At 70.8% G+C, this 16,495-nt stretch carries 15 protein-coding genes and 1 tRNA gene; 6 read left to right on the forward strand and 10 right to left on the reverse strand.

Features of this window, described 5'->3' with window-relative positions; genetic code table 11:
* The first annotated feature begins 200 nt into the window (after positions 1-200).
* The 5 genes from ACIBW6_RS16400 to ACIBW6_RS16420 all read left to right on the forward strand — a co-directional run bounded on the left by ACIBW6_RS16400 (position 201) and on the right by ACIBW6_RS16420 (position 4,172).
* Positions 201-1,229 carry an ABC transporter ATP-binding protein gene (locus ACIBW6_RS16400; RefSeq protein WP_399060037.1) on the forward strand — a complete coding sequence of 343 codons (1,029 nt, stop codon included), beginning with the start codon at positions 201-203 and terminating at the stop codon, positions 1,227-1,229.
* Positions 1,219-2,121: an ABC transporter permease subunit gene (locus ACIBW6_RS16405; protein WP_399059992.1), complete on the forward strand. Its 903-nt coding sequence runs from the start codon at positions 1,219-1,221 to the stop codon at positions 2,119-2,121. Before ACIBW6_RS16400 ends, ACIBW6_RS16405 begins: the two co-directional genes overlap by 11 nt.
* Positions 2,118-3,029, forward strand: coding sequence for an ABC transporter ATP-binding protein (locus tag ACIBW6_RS16410; protein WP_399059993.1), 912 nt, complete (start codon positions 2,118-2,120; stop codon positions 3,027-3,029). The genes ACIBW6_RS16405 and ACIBW6_RS16410 overlap by 4 nt, the downstream gene beginning before the upstream one ends.
* A 9-nt stretch (positions 3,030-3,038) precedes the next feature.
* Positions 3,039-3,758, forward strand: coding sequence for an ABC transporter permease (locus tag ACIBW6_RS16415; protein WP_399059994.1), 720 nt, complete (start codon positions 3,039-3,041; stop codon positions 3,756-3,758).
* Between the two features lie 327 nt (positions 3,759-4,085).
* Positions 4,086-4,172 (forward strand) — tRNA-Ser (locus ACIBW6_RS16420).
* Between the two features lie 86 nt (positions 4,173-4,258).
* Here the strand turns inward: ACIBW6_RS16420 and ACIBW6_RS16425 are convergent.
* The 9 genes from ACIBW6_RS16425 to ACIBW6_RS16465 all read right to left on the reverse strand — a co-directional run bounded on the left by ACIBW6_RS16425 (position 4,259) and on the right by ACIBW6_RS16465 (position 14,242).
* Positions 4,259-5,071 carry an HAD family hydrolase gene (locus ACIBW6_RS16425; protein WP_399059995.1) on the reverse strand — a complete coding sequence of 271 codons (813 nt, stop codon included), beginning with the start codon at positions 5,069-5,071 and terminating at the stop codon, positions 4,259-4,261.
* Positions 5,072-5,095: 24 nt separating this feature from the next.
* Positions 5,096-6,379, reverse strand: a complete 1,284-nt coding sequence (gene serS, locus ACIBW6_RS16430; protein ID WP_399059996.1) for a serine--tRNA ligase — start codon at positions 6,377-6,379, stop codon at positions 5,096-5,098.
* A gap of 608 nt (positions 6,380-6,987) precedes the next feature.
* Positions 6,988-7,920 carry a prephenate dehydratase gene (gene pheA / locus ACIBW6_RS16435; protein WP_399059997.1) on the reverse strand — a complete coding sequence of 311 codons (933 nt, stop codon included), beginning with the start codon at positions 7,918-7,920 and terminating at the stop codon, positions 6,988-6,990.
* A 49-nt stretch (positions 7,921-7,969) separates the two neighbouring features.
* Positions 7,970-9,244 carry an iron uptake transporter deferrochelatase/peroxidase subunit gene (gene efeB, locus ACIBW6_RS16440; RefSeq protein WP_399059998.1) on the reverse strand — a complete coding sequence of 425 codons (1,275 nt, stop codon included), beginning with the start codon at positions 9,242-9,244 and terminating at the stop codon, positions 7,970-7,972.
* Between the two features lie 6 nt (positions 9,245-9,250).
* Positions 9,251-11,224, reverse strand: a complete 1,974-nt coding sequence (locus tag ACIBW6_RS16445) for a copper resistance CopC/CopD family protein (protein ID WP_399059999.1) — start codon at positions 11,222-11,224, stop codon at positions 9,251-9,253.
* A 16-nt stretch (positions 11,225-11,240) separates the two neighbouring features.
* On the reverse strand, positions 11,241-11,714 hold the full coding sequence (locus tag ACIBW6_RS16450) for a copper chaperone PCu(A)C (protein ID WP_399060000.1): 474 nt from the start codon (positions 11,712-11,714) through the stop codon (positions 11,241-11,243).
* Positions 11,711-12,364, reverse strand: a complete 654-nt coding sequence (locus ACIBW6_RS16455; RefSeq protein ID WP_399060038.1) for an SCO family protein — start codon at positions 12,362-12,364, stop codon at positions 11,711-11,713. Before ACIBW6_RS16455 ends, ACIBW6_RS16450 begins: the two co-directional genes overlap by 4 nt.
* A 90-nt stretch (positions 12,365-12,454) precedes the next feature.
* Entirely contained in the window at positions 12,455-13,213 is a 759-nt protein-coding gene (locus tag ACIBW6_RS16460) for a YcnI family protein (RefSeq protein ID WP_399060001.1), read from the reverse strand.
* 225 nt (positions 13,214-13,438) lie between these two features.
* Positions 13,439-14,242, reverse strand: a complete 804-nt coding sequence (locus ACIBW6_RS16465) for a hypothetical protein (protein WP_399060002.1) — start codon at positions 14,240-14,242, stop codon at positions 13,439-13,441.
* A gap of 191 nt (positions 14,243-14,433) precedes the next feature.
* Between ACIBW6_RS16465 and ACIBW6_RS16470 the strand changes: the two genes are divergently transcribed.
* Entirely contained in the window at positions 14,434-14,889 is a 456-nt protein-coding gene (locus ACIBW6_RS16470; RefSeq protein WP_399060003.1) for an ATP-binding protein, read from the forward strand.
* An 89-nt stretch (positions 14,890-14,978) separates the two neighbouring features.
* Here ACIBW6_RS16470 and ACIBW6_RS16475 read toward each other — a convergent pair whose 3' ends face one another.
* A complete protein-coding gene (locus tag ACIBW6_RS16475) occupies positions 14,979-16,442 on the reverse strand; it encodes an aminopeptidase P family protein (protein ID WP_399060004.1) in 1,464 nt (487 codons plus the stop codon).
* Positions 16,443-16,495: the final 53 nt, after the last annotated feature.

The raw sequence follows: 16,495 nt of genomic DNA on the forward strand, positions 1-16,495 counted from the left end.
GCAGACTGTGGAGAACCCCGGCGATGTGCACAACGGCACCACCGTGCCGGGTGAGCAGCGGTGACCTGCGCGAAGTCCGGGCTGTCGAGGGCTACTCAGGGAGGACCCTTAGGGTCCCGTAATACTCAGGTCTCATCAGAGGTTGACCCTGAGGTCTGACGATTTCGTGTGTGCTGCGCCACTACGGTCGAACCGTGACTGTGATCGCGACCGAAAGCCTGAGCAAGCGGTTCCCCCGGGTGACCGCGCTTGACCGGCTGACCATGGAGATCGGGCCCGGGGTGACCGGACTCGTCGGAGCCAATGGTGCCGGCAAGTCCACCATGATCAAGATCCTGCTGGGTCTGTCCCCCGCGTCCGAGGGCCGAGCCGAAGTGCTCGGCCTCGACGTCGCGACCAAGGGCGGTGAGATCCGCGAGCGCGTGGGGTACATGCCGGAGCACGACTGCCTGCCGCCCGACGTCTCGGCCACCGAGTTCGTCGTCCACATGGCCCGCATGTCGGGACTGCCGCCCACCGCCGCCCGCGAGCGCACCGCCGACACGCTGCGCCACGTCGGCCTGTACGAGGAGCGCTACCGCCCCATCGGCGGGTACTCGACGGGTATGAAGCAGCGGGTCAAGCTGGCCCAGGCCCTCGTCCACGACCCGCAGCTGGTCTTCCTGGACGAGCCGACGAACGGTCTGGACCCGGTCGGCCGCGACGACATGCTCGACCTGATCCGCCGCGTCCACGCGGACTTCGGCATCTCGGTCCTGGTCACCTCGCACCTGCTCGGCGAGTTGGAGCGCACCTGCGACCACGTCGTCGTCATCGACGGCGGCAAGCTGCTGCGCTCCAGCTCGACCACCGACTTCACGCAGAGCACCGCCACGCTCGCGATCGAGGTCACCGACAGCGACGAGCACCCCGACGGGACGAGCGCGCTGCGCGAGGCCTTCGCCCGGCGCGGCATCGAGACCACCACCGGCGGCGAGCTGCCCGGTGCCGGCCACACCGTGCTCCTCACCGCACAAGGCGAGGAGACGTACGACATCGTCCGCGACGTCGTCGCGGACCTAGGCCTGGGCCTGATCCGCATGGAGCAGCGCAGGCACCACATCGCGGAGGTCTTCCGCCCCGCCGACCAGCAGGACGAGCCGCAGCGGGAGCAGAGCTCCGAGCGGGCCGTCGCCTGGGCGGCCACCGCCGCCGCACAGCAGACGGGAGGCTCGCGCGATGACCACTGAGCCCATGGCCACGGACCGTGCGTCCACCCAGATCCACAACATCGGCTACCGCCACTACGACGGCCCTCGCCTGGGCCGGGCGTACGCGCGCCGCTCACTGTTCTCGCAGAGCCTGCGCGGCGCCTACGGACTCGGGCGTTCCGCCAAGTCCAAGGTGCTGCCGATGCTGCTCTTCGTGGTGATGTGCGTCCCCGCGCTGATCATGGTCGCGGTCGCCGTCGCCACCAAGGCGAAGGACCTGCCGGTCGACTACACGCGCTACGCGATCATCCTCCAGGCGGTGATCGGCCTGTACGTGGCGTCCCAGGCGCCGCAGGCCGTCTCCCGGGACCTGCGCTTCAAGTCGGTGCCGCTGTACTTCTCGCGCCCGATCGAGCGGGTGGACTATGTGGCCGCGAAGTACGCCGCGATGGCGTCGGCCCTGTTCATCCTCACAGCGGCCCCGCTCCTCGTCCTGTACGTAGGCTCTCTGCTCGCCAAGCTGGACTTCACCGAGCAGACCAAGGGATTCGGCCAAGGACTGGTTTCCGTGGTGCTGCTGTCGCTGCTCTTCGCCGGGATCGGGCTCGTCGTCTCCGCTGTCACCCCCCGCCGCGGCTTCGGCATCGCCGCCGTGATCGCCGTCCTGACCATCTCCTACGGAGCGGTCTCCACGGTCCAGGCGATCGCCGAGACCCAGGACAACGGCAGCGCGGTCTCCTGGCTGGGCCTGTTCTCGCCGATCACCCTCATCGACGGCGTGGGGTCCGCCTTCCTCGGCGCCACGTCCGCGTTCCCGGGGACCCACGGCCCCTCCACCGGCCAGGGCGTGGTCTACCTGCTCGTCGTCCTCGGGCTCATCGCCGGCTCCTACGGGCTGCTGATGCGCCGCTACCGGAAGGTCGGAATGTGACCGCCATCAACATCGACCACGTCTCGCGCTGGTTCGGCAACGTCGTGGCCGTCAACGACGTCACGATGACGATCGGCCCCGGCGTGACGGGCCTGCTCGGTCCGAACGGCGCGGGAAAGTCCACCCTGATCAACATGATGGGCGGCTTCCTGGCCCCCTCGAACGGCTCGGTCACCCTCGACGGCCGGCCGATCTGGCGCAACGAGACGATCTACCGGCACATCGGGATCGTCCCCGAGCGCGAGGCGATGTACGACTTCCTCACAGGCAGGGAGTTCGTCGTCGCCAACGCCGAACTGCACGGCCTCGGCAAGAAGGCGGCGGACCAGGCGCTCGCCACCGTCGAGATGGAGTACGCGCAGGACCGCAAGATCTCGACGTACTCCAAGGGCATGCGGCAGCGCGTGAAGATGGCGTCCGCCCTCGTCCACGACCCGTCCGTGCTGCTCCTGGACGAGCCGTTCAATGGCATGGACCCGCGCCAGCGCATGCAGCTCATGGACCTGTTGCGGCGTATGGGGGCCGAGGGGCGCACCGTGCTCTTCTCCTCGCACATCCTCGAAGAAGTCGAGCAACTCGCCTCGCACATCGAGGTGATCGTCGCCGGCCGGCACGCGGCCAGCGGTGACTTCCGCAAGATCCGCCGGCTGATGACCGACCGCCCGCACCGCTATCTCGTCCGCTCCAGCGACGACCGGGCCCTGGCCGCCGCGCTGATCGCGGACCCGTCGACCGCGGGCATCGAGGTCGACCTGAAGGAAGGCGCCCTGCGCATCCAGGCCGTCGACTTCGGCCGGTTCACGGCACTGCTTCCGAAGGTCGCGCGGGAGCACGGCATCCGCCTGCTCACGGTCTCGCCGTCCGACGAATCCCTCGAGTCCGTCTTCTCGTATCTCGTCGCGGCGTAGGAGGCCCTGATGTACGACCCCACTGTCGCCCGGCTTACCTACCGGGCCCTGCTCGGCCGACGCCGGGCCCTCATCCTCTTCGCGCTGCCCGTCCTGCTCGTGGTGATCTCCGCGCTGGTGCGCGGCCTCACCGGAGCCGACGACCAGACCGCCTCGGACGTCCTGGGCGGATTCGCGCTGGCCACGATGGTGCCGCTGATCGGCGTCATCGCGGGCACCGGCGCCATCGGCCCCGAGATCGACGACGGCTCCGTGGTCTATCTGCTCTCCAAGCCGGTCAAGCGCCCCACGATCATCTTCACCAAGCTCATCGTGGCGGTCGCCGTCACGATGGTCTTCTCGGCGGTCCCGACCCTGATCGCGGGCCTCATCCTGAACGGGAACGGGCAGCAGATCGCGGTCGCCTACACGATCGCCGCGCTGGTCGCCTCCATCGCGTACGCCGCGATCTTCCTGCTGCTCGGCACGGTGACCCGGCACGCGGTCGTCTTCGGCCTGGTCTACGCGCTCGTCTGGGAGGCGCTCTTCGGCTCCCTGGTGTCGGGCGCCCGCACCCTCAGCGTGCAGCAGTGGTCGCTCGCGGTCGCCCACAAGGTGGCCGGCGGCGACCTCATCACCTCGGACGTGGGGCTGCCGCTGGCGACGATCCTGCTGGTGGGCGTGACCGTGGTGGCGACCTGGTACGCGGGGCAGCGGCTGCGGTCCCTGAAGCTGGCGGGGGAGGAGTAGCGGTCCTGGGCGGGCGCACGCGGCCCCGAGGGGCGCGGGCCCTGCCGCCCACGGTGGCGCCGGTCGCGGCTCCGAAGTAATTCGGTGGCGGCGAACCGGGCGCCACGGCACAGTAGTTGCTGTCACACCGCACCGGCCGACCCGCCGGTGTCCGTCCACTGGGAGAGGAGCGCGACGATGTCTGTCAGTAGTCCGTCGAGCTCCCTGCAGGGCGGCCCGAGGCAGGCTCCGGAGTAGCCACCACCCTCCGTCGAGCCCCGCCCAGGGGCCTTGCCCGGGGCGGCCGCTTCGAGCGCGTGTCCTCAGTGGCACGCGGGCCGCCCACCCGGAGGATTGGCCGAGTGGTAAGGCAGCGGCTTGCTAAGCCGTCGTCGGGGTGCACGCCCCGCGCGCGTTCGATCCGCGCATCCTCCGCACCGCAGCCCCGCACGTCCGTACTGCCCGGGCGCATACATGGCGGCGCCCACCGCAGGACCGGGTCCCCATGGCACCGGCGGGGCTCAGCCCAGCAGGCGTTCGAGCACCACGGCGATGCCGTCGTCCTCGTTCGACGCCGTGACCTCGTCCGCCACGGCCTTCAGGCTCTCGTGGGCGTTGGACATCGCCACGCCGTGCGCGGCCCAGGCGAACATCGGGATGTCGTTGGGCATGTCGCCGAAGGCGATCGTCTCGGCGGGCTTCACCCCGAGGCGGCGGGCCGCGAGCGAGAGCCCGGTGGCCTTGGAGAGGCCGAGCGGGAGCAGTTCCACGATGCCCTCGCCCGCCATCGTGACGCCGACCAGGCCGCCGGCCACGCTCTGCGCGACCTCGGCCAACTGGTCGTCGCTCAGGCCGGGATGCTGGACGTACACCTTGTTGAGCGGGGCCGCCCACAGCTCCGCGACATCCGTGAACGGAGTCGCGGGCAGACCACCGCCCTCGCGGTAACCGGGGCCGACGATGACCTCGCCGTCCAGCCCGTCCCGGCTCGCGGCCAGCGCCAGCGGGCCGATCTCCGCCTCGATCTTGGCGAGCGCCAGACCGGCGAGCTGCCGGTCGAGCGTCACCGAGGTCAGCAGCCGCCGCTCCCCCGCGTGGTAGACCTGCGCGCCCTGGCCGCACACCGCGAGACCGTCGTAGCCGAGGTCCTCGAGGATGTGGCGGGTCCAGGGCACGGCCCGGCCGGTCACGACGATGTGCGCGGCCCCCGCGGCCGTGGCCGCGGCGAGCGCGTCACGGGTCCGCCCGGAGACGGTGTCGTCGGGGCGCAGCAGCGTCCCGTCGAGGTCGGTCGCGACGAGCTTGTACGGGAACGCGGGGGCGGGGTGGCTCACTTGGTGTTCGGCTCCAGGCTGCGGTTACTTGGGGTCAAGCGTGGTACGGCCCCCGAGGTACGGCCGCAGCATCTCGGGCACGCGCACGGAGCCGTCGGGCAGCTGGTGGTTCTCCAGCAGGGCGACGATCGTGCGGGGTACCGCGCACAGCGTCCCGTTCAGGGTCGCGAGCGGCTGCAGGACCTTCTTGCCGTCGCGGTTGTCGCGCATCCGGATCGACAGGCGGCGCGCCTGGAAGCCGTCGCAGTTCGACGCGGACGTCAGCTCGCGGTACTTGCCCTGCGTCGGGATCCACGCCTCGCAGTCGAACTTGCGGGAGGCCGAGGAGCCGAGGTCACCGGTGGCGACGTCGATCACCTGGAAGGGCAGTTCGAGGCCGGTCAGCCACTGCTTCTCCCAGTCCAGCAGGCGCTGGTGCTCGTTCTCCGCGTCCTCGGGGGCGACGTAGGAGAACATCTCGACCTTGTCGAACTGGTGCACGCGGAAGATGCCGCGGGTGTCCTTGCCGTACGTGCCCGCCTCGCGCCGGAAGCACGGCGAGAAGCCGGCGTAGCGCAGCGGCAGCTGGCTCGCGTCGAGGATCTCGTCCATGTGGTACCCGGCGAGGGCGACCTCGGAGGTGCCGACGAGGTAGTAGTCGTCCTTCTCCAGGTGGTACACGTTCTCCGCGGCCTGGCCGAGGAAGCCCGTGCCCTCCATGGCGCGGGGGCGCACCAGGGCCGGGGTCAGCATCGGCGTGAAGCCGGCCTCGGTGGCCTGCGCGATCGCCGCGTTCACCAGCGCCAGCTCCAGGAGCGCGCCGATGCCCGTCAGGTAGTAGAAGCGCGAGCCGGAGACCTTCGCGCCGCGCTCGACGTCGATGGCGCCGAGCGCCTCGCCGAGCTCCAGGTGGTCCTTGGGCGTGAAGCCCTCGGCGCCGAAGTCGCGGATGGTGCCGTGCGTCTCCAGGACGACGAAGTCCTCCTCGCCGCCGCGCGGGACGTCGGGGTGCACGACGTTGCCCAGCTGGAGGGCGAGGCGCTGGGTCTCCTCCTCCGCCTCGCGCTGCTCGGACTCGGCGGCCTTCACGCGGAGCTTGAGGCCCTCGGCCTTCTGGAGCAGTTCGGCGCGCTCCTCGGGCGTGGCCTTGCCCATCAGCTTGCCGAGCGACTTCTGCTCGGAGCGCAGTTCGTCGAAGCGCAGCCCGGACGACCTGCGCCGCTCATCGGCGGACAGGACGGAGTCGACGAGCGCGACGTCCTCTCCACGGGCGCGCTGGGAGGCGCGAACACGGTCGGGGTCCTCACGGAGCAGGCGAAGGTCAATCACCCCTCCAGGCTACCGGTGCGGCGTTCCGGCTCTCGACCCGATATCCGTTGCGTAGCTTTATGCCCTATTTGCCGGAATGAGAATTAAAAGCGGAACCTGGCCGAAAAAGATCAGGACGGACGCCTGTGGGGGCACGTCAAGAGGAACGCCCGTTTTCCCCGAAAGGGACAGGTGGGGCGTGATGTCTTGACCGGACTCCCTTGCGCCGGGCGGAACTTGACTCCCTGTTGTCCACAGGAAGTCGCGGTTCCGATCGGTTATCCACAGGCTGTGAGAAAAGGGTGTGGACACCGGAAGGGCGCGTTCCGAAAGCCGCATCCATCGCGAAGGATTCCCGTTCCAAACCGCCTCCATGCTCACTTTCGGGTGGAAATGCTTCACTCCAAAGGGTTGATCAAAGGAAAAGGGTGGACGAGGGGTGACCTGCGGGGCTGTGGACACTCTTGGGGCCTGGAGGGCGATTTGTCGACCATGTCACACCTTCCTGTCGACTTGTCCCCAGGTCGAGATGGCGTGCTGTGGATAACTCTTGTGGACGAAGAAAATCCGCTGGTCGGACCGGGTGCACGGGCGCGCAGGACCGCCAGAGGCACAGCGCCGCGGAAGAGTCAGAACCGGCCGTCCTGGCAGCGCGCCAGCCAGTCGGACGCCGTCACGAACTCGCCGTCGGAGGTCCCCGTCCGCAGCGGCCGTACGTCCTCGACGGCGACACCCGCGCGCGGGTACGAACCGAGGTAGCGCACCTCCGGGCAGGCCCGCTTCAGGCCCATCAGCGCCTCGGCCACCCGCCGGTCCGAGATGTGGCCCTCCGCGTCGATCGCGAAGCAGTAGTCACCGATGCCCTTGCCCGTGGGCCGGGACTGCAACAGCATCAGGTTGACCCCGCGGATCGCGAACTGCTGGAGCAGCTCCATCAGCGCGCCCGGGTGGTCCTCGCGCTGCCAGATGACCACCGAGGTCTTGTCCGCTCCGGTCGGGGCCGCGGGCCGGGCGGGCCTGCCGACCAGCACGAACCGGGTCTGCGCGTTCTCCGCGTCGTGGATCTCGGTGACCAGCGGCTCCAGGCCGTAGCGCGCGGCGGCGAACTCCCCCGCGAAGGCCGCGTCGTAGCGGCCCTCCCGCACCAGGCGCGCCCCGTCGGCGTTCGACGCCGAGGACTCCCAGGTCACGTCCGGCAGGTGGGCCTTGATCCAGTTGCGCACCTGGGGCTGGGCGGCCGGGTGCGCGGTGACCGTCTTGATGCCGTCGAGCTTGGTACCGGGACGCACGAGCAGCGCGAACGTGATGTCGAGCAGCACTTCGCGGTAGATCATCAACGGCCGGCCGGCGACCAGCTCGTCGAGGGTCGTGGTGATGCCGCCCTCGACGGAGTTCTCGATCGGTACGAACGCCGCCTCGGCCTCGCCGCCGCGGACGGCGTCGAGCGCCGCGGGCACGGACAGCATGGGAACGAGTTCCCGGGTGGCCGCCTCGGGGAGCGTGCGCAGGGCGACTTCGGTGAAGGTGCCCTCAGGTCCGAGATACGCGTAGCTGGCTGGCATGAGGTCACCCTAATGGGCCCTGTGCGGCCCGGCTCACGCATGCGGCCGGTCAGCCCTCCAGCAACTCCTGGCCCACATATCCGCCCTCGCGTGCCCCGCCGGGGACGGCGAACAGGCCGCTCGCCTCGTGCCGGATGAACGAGGACAGGGCGTCCCCGCGGTCGAGCTTGCGCTGCACGGGCACGAAGCCGCGCAGCGGGTCCGCCTGCCAGCAGACGAACAGCAGCCCGGCGTCCGGGGCGCCGTCCGCGTCGAAGCCGTCGTGGAAGGAGAACGGGCGGCGCAGCATCGCGGCACCCCCGTTCTGGTCGGGGCGGCTGATACGGGCGTGCGCGTTGATCGGGACGACGAGGTCGCCGCGCGCGTCCGTCTTCTCCAGGTCGGGCTCGGTCGTCTCGTCCCCGCCGGACAGCGGGGCTCCGGTCGACTTCTTGCGCCCGATCACCGCCTCCTGGGCCGTACGCGACTGCTTCTCCCAGTCGTCCAGCAGCATCCGGATCCGGCGGACGACGACGTACGACCCGTTCGCCATCCACGCGGGCGAACCCGACGCCGGGACGAAGATCCGCCGGTCGAAGTCGGCCTCGGCGGGCTTGGGGTTGTTGGTGCCGTCGATCTGCCCCATGAGGTTGCGGGTCGTCAGGGGGCGGGCGGTGGCGCCGGGCGAGCGGTTGAAGCCGTTCATCTGCCAGCGCACCTTCGCCGCACCGGCCGCGTCCTTCTGGAGCGCGCGCAGCGCATGGAAGGCGACGAGGGAGTCGTCGGCGCCGATCTGCACCCACAGGTCGCCGTTGCTGCGCGCCTTGTCGAGGTGGTCGGAGAAGAAGTCCGGCAGCGGGTCGAGCGCGGCGGGGCGCTGCGCGGTCAGGCCGGTGCGCGCGAAGAAGCTGTGGCCGAAACCGAAGGTGACCGTGAGGGAGGACGGCCCGGCGTCCCGGGCGACGTCGGTGTCGTCGGAAGGCGACGGCTCGCCCGCCATCAGCCGCTCCGCCGTCGCCGACCAGCGCCGCAGCAGCGCGGCGGCCTCCTTGCGGCCAGCCCCCGCGGTCAGGTCGAAGGCGACGAGGTGGCCACTGGCCTGCATCGGCGTGGTGATGCCGGGCTGATGTTTCCCGTGAAACATCACCGCCTCGCTGCCCAGCGACGCCAGCGCGGCGGGCTGCTCGGGGGTGTTCGACGCGGCGACGGCGTATCCCGCGCCCGCTCCGGCCACGCCGAGGGCGGCGCCCGTGGCACCGGCCGTGCCGAGGAGACGCCGCCGGGTGATGCCCGGGGAGGACGGGGAGCCCGTCTCCGGTGCCGTCCGGCTCTGAGTGTCAGCCATGGTGGTTCAGCCGATCTTCGCGTTCTTGGTGACCGTGACCTGGTCGATGTCGGAGGTGCGCACGGTCACCGCGATCTTCCAGTCGCCCGCGCCGGGCAGCTGCACACCGCTCGCCGTCCAGTGTCCCGTGGCGATGTGGTCGGGCACGACGGGCAGCGGGCCGAGCTTCTTGGCCTCCAGGGTGAAAGCGATCTTCACCTCGGGGACGTCGAAGGCCTGACCGCCGGGGCGCTCCACGTAGAGGTGCATCTCGTTGTTGCCGGTGCGCCCGGGGTCGAGTTCGACGACGACCGTGCCCTTGCCCTCCTTGGCGCCCGTGTCGAAGGGCAGCTTCAGGGAGAGCGGCCCGGACTGCGCCTGCGCCGCCGAAGTGGCGGACGTGGCCTCTTCCTCGGTGCGGCCCGGCTCGGTCGTCGTCAGGACCGTGGTGACGGCGAGCAGGACGACCGCCACGCCTGCCTCGGCGAGCACGGAGCGGCGCAGGCCGAAGCGGTGCGGATCGGCGTCGCGGACCCGCTTCTGGCGGGCGGTGGCGACCGCGGCCCGCTGCCGGGCGAGCTGCGCGGCCCGCTCCGGGTCCTCGCCCCGCGCGCCGGACCCCTCGCCGGCGCCCGCGTCGGAGCCGTCGCCCTGGGCGCCCGCACCGACCGGGACCGGCTTCTTCGTCGCGGAGGGCTTGGCAGCCACCGGGGCCGCGGAGGACGCGGAGGCCTCCGCGTCCTCCGGCGTCTCGGTCCCCTCGGAGACGAGCCCCTCGGAGAGCCGTCCCGTCCACCGGCGCGAGAACCAGGCGATGCCCAGGAGCACGGCGATCAGCCCGACCTTGAGCAGCAGCAGCTGCCCGTACCGCGTCCCGGTCAGCGCCGACCAGGTGCCGACCTGGCGCCAGGCCTGGTAGAGCCCGGTCACGGCGAGCACGACGACGCTGGAGAACGCCACCCGCGAGAAGCGGCGCACCGCGGACGCCTCGATGGAGGGGGCCCGGTACAGCGCGACGAGCAGCGTCGTCAGACCGCCGAGCCACGCCGCCACGGCCAAGAGGTGCAGCACGTCGACGGGCATGGCCAGACCGGCCTGGATACCGGTCGAGGCGTGCTCCGCCATCGCCCAGGTCGCGCCGAGCCCGGCGGCGACGACCGCACCGCCGATGGCGAGCCCGAAGGTGAGGTCCTTGACCTCCTTCTCGTCACCGTCCTCGGTCCGCTTCACATAGGCGCCGAAGAGCACCGCTATGAACAGGGCGGCCGCGGCGAGCAGCAGCAGACGGGACGTGAGCGCGGCGCCGCTCTTGGTCTGCAGCACCTCGCCGAGCAGCGTCATGTCGAAGATGTCGCCGAGCTTCCCCGACTTCGTGTACGAACCGCGCATCAGCAGCAGAGCGAGGGTCGCGGTGGTGAGCGCGGTCCAGCCGGCGACGACGACCCGTTGCACGGGCTTGATCCCGGCGCCGCGCCGCCAGCAGCCGAGGACGAACGCGGCGCCGCCCACGAGCAGCACGAAGCCGGCGTACGAGACGTAGCGCGCGACGCCGTAGAGCGCGCCGACCACACCGCCGCCGGCGTTCTGGTCGCCGACCACGGCGGTGGTCTTGGACGGGGCCCCGATCGAGAAGGTGAAGGCACCGGAGACGGGATGGCTGTCGGCGGAGACGACCTGGTAGGCCACGGTGAACGTGCCGTCGGGCAGCCCGGAGTGGAGCCCGACCGAGTAGGTCGTGCCCCCGGGGTGGCCCGCCTTGCCGTCGTCGACGCGCTTGCCCGCGGGGTCGAGCACGCGCACCGCGCCGTCGGACATGGCGACGTCCTCGGAGAAGGTCAGTGACACCTGCTCGGGCGCCGTCTGGACCACCGCTCCCTGCTTGGGGTCGCTCCCGGTCAGCGCGGCGTGCGCGGAGGCGGGGGCGGCACCGGCCAGGAGCGCGCCGGTGACGGCGAGGAGCAGCAGCACCAGGTGCCGGAAACGGGGAGCGATGGTCTTCACGTACGGGTCAGCCCCTTCAGTGAGAAGCGTCCGACGCGTGTGACGTCGGGTTGTAGGTGGCGGCCTTCACGGGGAAGGAGACGGTGACGGCGCCGGCCTTCGAGAAGTGCAGCGTCACCGACACCTTGTCGCCCTCCTTCGGCAGGTGCTTCAGGTTTTCGAACATGAGGTGGTTGCCGCCTCGTTCGAAGTCCAGTTCGCCGTCGGCGGGCACGGCGAAGGACTTCTGCTCCTTCATCACGCCGCCCTCGGTGCTGTGCAGGGTGACCTGTCCGGCGATGGGGCTGTCGACGGAGGAGAGGGTGTCGGTGCCGCCGCTGTTGTGGACGAGGAAGAACCCCGCCGCCATCGAGCCGGAGGCGGGTGCGGGGATGAACGCGCCCTCGACCTTCAGATCCGGCGCGTCGTCTGATCCGTCGGAGCCGCACGCGGTGAGCGCGAGTCCCAGGGCCAGGGCCACGGCTCCGGGAGCCAGTGCGCGCCGCCTCACGGCTTCGCTCCCGTGATGAGCTTGGGGAGGTCCTTGGTGTAGTCGTCGACGGTGGCGTCCTCGCCGTAGAGGACGTAACCGGCGTTCGTCTTCGGTGAGAAGGCGATGACCTGCGTGCCGTGCATCGACACGAGCTTGCCGTTCTTGTCCTTCTGCGTCGGTTCGATGGAGATGCCGAGCGTGCGGGCGCTGTCCTGGATGGTGGTGAAGTCACCGGTCAGGCCGATGAAGTCGGGGTCCTGGGCGTTGAGCCACTTGCCGAGCACGGCCGGGGTGTCCCGGTCGGGGTCGGTGGTGACGAAGACGACCTGGAGCTTGTCCTGCTCGGCCTTGGGCAGCGACTTCTTGGCGACGGCGATGTTGCTCATCGTCAGCGGGCAGACGTCCGGGCAGTGCGTGTAGCCGAAGTAGATCAGCGTCGGCCTGTCCTTCGTCCGCTCGCGCAGGTCGAACTTCTTGCCGTGGGTGTCGGTGAGGACCAGGTCCGGCTTCTTGAAGGGCTGGTCCAGGACGGTCGCCACCTGCTGCGAACCGGTCTGGGAGGAGACGTCGGCGACGGGCTTGCCGCCGTCGTCACCACTGCCGCAGGCCGTCAGCGTGAGGGTGGCCGCGGTGGCCAGGCCGGCGGCGGCGAGCAGGGTCTTGTTCATGGTCTTGCGCATAGAGGAATGTCCCAGAGGTGAGGGGGCCGGCGGCTGCCGGGGTCGCCCACCGCGACCCCGGCAGCCGCCGCGGGTGGATCAGCTGGCGGTGCGCCGACGGCCCGCCAGGACGCCGAACGCCACACCGGCGGCACCGACGACGATGCCGACGATGCCGAGGACGCGGGCGGTGGTGTCACTGTCGGAGCCGTCGGACGACGACGTCGAGGCCGCGGTGGCCTCCTTGTCGTCGCCGTGGTCGTCATCGGAGGCGCCGGAGGCACCGGACGCGCCGTGCTCGTCGTCGGCCGCGGCGGTCAGCGCGAGGACGGGCGCCGGGTTCTCCGGCTCCTCCTGACCCTCCTGCTGCGGCTCGATCCAGCGCACGACCTCCTTGTTGGAGTACGTCTGGATGGCCTTGAAGACGAGTTCGTCGGCGTCGGTCGGCAGGGCGCCGATGGAGACCGGGAACTTCTGGAAATAGCCCGGCTGGACGCCCTTGTCGGCGCCGGAACCGGTCGCGGTCCAGGTGACCTTGGAGACGGCCTCGGTGATCTTCTCGCCGTGCATCTCCAGCGGCTTGTCCAGCTTCGACTTGGTGACCTCGGCCTTCCAGCCCGGGATCGGCTGCGGCATCACCGAGGCCAGCGGGTGGTCCGTCGGGAAGTTCACCTCGAGCTTGGTGGTCGCGGCGTTGTCGCGCTCGTTCGGGACCTTGAAGTCGACCACGGCGTAGCCGCCCTTGGCGGCGGCGCCCTCCGGCTGCACGCTCACGTGCGCGAAGGCGGGAGCGGAGACGAGGACGACGGAGGAGACGGCGGCGGCACCGACGAGAGCGGCGCGGGACATCTTCTTCATGACTGAGAGAACTCCACGTTCAGCGGGATCCAACGAAGGGTGAGGGGCGCGTCCACGCGGGACCGCACCACAGGGAGCCGCACGGAACAGGACCGCACTACGCAGCGCAGGCCCACAGAGCGACGCACTACAGGGCGGCGAAAAACGCGGGTACGCGCGTGTGCCGCACAGCACGCCTCATCCCACGCGGGACCACTGGAGCCACGCAGGAGTACGGATGCTGTGTCAGGCAGCGAGAAGGAACGCTTCGGTGGCGGAGGGCGGACCGCGCCGGATCACGGAGTGCTGGAGTGCCGCCGCCCGCAACGCGGGCCGGGCGGGGAAGGCTGTGCGAGCGACGTGCGGCAGGGCCCCGGGCGCACCCGGAAGGCCCGCCCACAGGGCACGCACGAGCGCGAGGGCCGCCCGCAGGGAGCGGACGAGGGCTGCTTCGGCGACCGACCCGGCCGACAGCCTGGAGAGCCGCACGATCCGGCCCAGGGCGAGGTCGCCGCGGCGCAGCAGCCACCCGGCGGCCATGGCGGCCAGCAGGTGCCCGATGAGCATCGGCAGCGAGGGCAGCAGCGGCATCGGGGAGCCCGTCATGGCGGGCACGTCGTGGTGCATCCCGCCGGTGGCTCCCGCGGGGACCCGCGCCTGGTCGAGGATGCGCTGCGCCTGGACCGGGCTGATCGCGGAGGCGCCCGCCCCGCACATCAGGTGCGCGGCCCGCTCCACGACGGAGGGAGCCCGGGCGTCCATGGCCATCGGCGCGTGCTGCCCGACGGCGAAGAGGCTGTGCAGGCCGATCTGCCCGATCCCCAGCGTGACGGCGATGCCCGGCAGCGTGCGCTCCCGGCCGGCCAGCGGCACCGTCACACAGAAGACGGCGACGAAGGCGAGCGACAGCGTCCACAGCGGGACGGTGGCCGTCGAACCGAGGACGTGCCCCGCCGCGGACAGCACGACGCAGACCGCGGCGAACACCGCGGCCCTCAGCAGCCGGAGATCGGCCGCGCTGCGCACTGTGTGCTTGCGGGGGGCAGACATGGCGGGGTCATCATCCCACTGGCCTTACCCGTCCCATACGGCAGGTCCACAAGGTCGGGAATCTCCCCTACCGCGCCGAGTGCCTCGTCCGCGTCGGCCATATGGGCGGTCTCACGTCAACTGAGCGATTGCGGCGGGTCGGTGATGGCAATACGTATCGGTATGTCGAGCCGCGCCCAGGAGGCTGGAGCATGAGCATCTGGTGGTCACTCCATCTGCGGCGCGAGGCTGCGAGCGTGCCGCTCGCCAGACGCCTGCTCGTCGGCGCCATGGAGACCGCGGGCGTCGACCCGGACATCTCCTACGACCTTTCCGTCGCCCTCAGCGAGGCGTGCGCGAACGCGGTCGAGCACGGCGGCGACGCGGCCGCGAACGAGTCGTCCGCCGCCTACCGGGTCACCGCTTACCTGGACGGCGAGATGTGCCGCATCGAAGTCGCGGATTCCGGTCCGGGCATTCCCGCGCGCAAGGGCCGCGCGGCGCTCCAGCAGGCGCCGGACGACGCGGAGAGCGGCCGGGGCCTGTGCCTCATCCATGAGCTCGCCGACCACGTGCACGTCGTGAACAGGCCCGGCAGGTCGGGCGTGGTGGTCAGCTTCGACAAGATCCTCAAGTGGCGCACGGACACCCCGCTCCTGGCGGTCTGACGCCTTGCAGACGGGCGGGGCCGCCATACGCGCTGTGCGTATGGCGGCCCCGCCCGTCTGTGGTGCGAGGGACCCAGGGGGTCGGTGGGTCAGCCCTTCAGGCGAGCCATCCACGCCTCGACCTCGTCGGCCTGCCGGGGCAGCGCGGACGACATGTTCCGGTTGCCGTCCTCCGTGACGAGGATGTCGTCCTCGATCCGCACGCCGATGCCGCGGTACTCCTCGGGCACCGTCAGGTCGTCGGCCTGGAAGTACAGGCCCGGCTCGACGGTGAGGACCATGCCCGGCTCCAGCGTGCCGTCCACATAGCTCTCGGTCCGCGCGACGGCGCAGTCGTGCACGTCCATGCCGAGCATGTGGCCGGTGCCGTGCAGGGTCCAGCGGCGCTGCAGACCCAGCTCCAGGACGCGCTCGACCGGGCCCTCGACGAGCCCCCACTCGACGAGCTTCTCGGCGAGCACGCGCTGCGAGGCGTCGTGGAAGTCGCGGTACTTGGCGCCCGGCTGCACGGCCGCGATCCCGGCCTCCTGGGCCTCGTACACGGCGTCGTAGATCTTGCGCTGGATCTCGCTGTACACGCCGTTGACCGGCAGCGTGCGCGTGACATCGGCGGTGTAGTACGTGTGCGTCTCCACACCGGCGTCGAGCAGCAGCAGGTCGCCGGAGCGGACCGGGCCGTCGTTGCGCACCCAGTGCAGGGTGCAGGCGTGCGGGCCGGCGGCGCAGATGGAGCCGTAGCCGATGTCGTTGCCCTCGACGCGGGCGCGCAGGAAGAACGTGCCTTCGATGTAGCGCTCGCTCGTCGCCTCGGCCTTGTCGAGCACCTTGACGACGTCCTCGAAGCCGCGGACGGTCGAGTCGACGGCCTTCTGCAGCTCGCCGACCTCGAACGCGTCCTTCACGATCCGCGCCTCGGAGAGGAAGGTCTTCAGCTCGTCGTCGCGCTCCGCGGTGACCTTGTCGGTCAGCGCGGCCTCGATGCCGGCGTCGTAGCCGCGCACGACGCGTACCGGGCCGGTCGACTCGCGCAGCCGGTCGGCGAGGTCGCGCACGTCGGCGGCGGGGATGCCGTGCAGCTTCTCGGCCTCGGCCAGGGAGTGCCGGCGGCCCACCCACAGCTCGCCGTCGCCGCTGAGCCAGAACTCGCCGTTCTCCCGGTCCGACCGGGGCAGCAGGTAGATCGTCTCGCGGTGGCCGTCGGAGACGGGCTCCAGGACGAGGACGCCGTCCTCGGTCTGGTTGCCGGTCAGGTACGCGTACTCGACGGAGGCACGGAAGGCGTACTCGGTGTCGTTCGAGCGGGTCTTGAGGTTGCCCGCGGGCACGACGATCCGCTCGCCCGGGAAGCGCGCGGACAGGGCGGCCCGCCGGGCGGCCGTCTCGGCCGCCTGGGCGATCGGCCGCAGGTCGTGCAGTTCGGTGTCGGCCCAGCCGGACTTCATGTTCTCGGCGAGCTCGTCGGACACGCCCGGGTAGAGGCCGTTCTTGCGCTGCTTGATGGGCTCGTCGCCCTCCGGGGCCTCCGGGTTCTCCGGGGTGAGCTCCTCCGACACGGTTCCTCCTCGACGGGTCCGGTGAATGACCGGGGTATGGCCTGATATGGCAG

Source organism: Streptomyces sp. NPDC049813, assembly GCF_044465085.1.
In the GTDB taxonomy this organism is placed as follows: domain Bacteria; phylum Actinomycetota; class Actinomycetes; order Streptomycetales; family Streptomycetaceae; genus Streptomyces.

Bases quoted from the DNA above. Each gene is read 5' to 3' on its own strand.
- ACIBW6_RS16415 (WP_399059994.1), top strand. From the start codon at position 3,039: ATGTACGACCCCACTGTCGCCCGGCTTACCTACCGGGCCCTGCTCGGC.
- ACIBW6_RS16460 (WP_399060001.1), bottom strand. From the start codon at position 13,213: ATGAAGAAGATGTCCCGCGCCGCTCTCGTCGGTGCCGCCGCCGTCTCC.
- pheA (WP_399059997.1), bottom strand. From the start codon at position 7,920: ATGCCAGCCAGCTACGCGTATCTCGGACCTGAGGGCACCTTCACCGAA.
- efeB (WP_399059998.1), bottom strand. From the start codon at position 9,244: ATGGCTGACACTCAGAGCCGGACGGCACCGGAGACGGGCTCCCCGTCC.
- ACIBW6_RS16465 (WP_399060002.1), bottom strand. From the start codon at position 14,242: ATGTCTGCCCCCCGCAAGCACACAGTGCGCAGCGCGGCCGATCTCCGG.
- ACIBW6_RS16455 (WP_399060038.1), bottom strand. From the start codon at position 12,364: ATGAACAAGACCCTGCTCGCCGCCGCCGGCCTGGCCACCGCGGCCACC.
- ACIBW6_RS16470 (WP_399060003.1), top strand. From the start codon at position 14,434: ATGAGCATCTGGTGGTCACTCCATCTGCGGCGCGAGGCTGCGAGCGTG.
- ACIBW6_RS16405 (WP_399059992.1), top strand. From the start codon at position 1,219: ATGACCACTGAGCCCATGGCCACGGACCGTGCGTCCACCCAGATCCAC.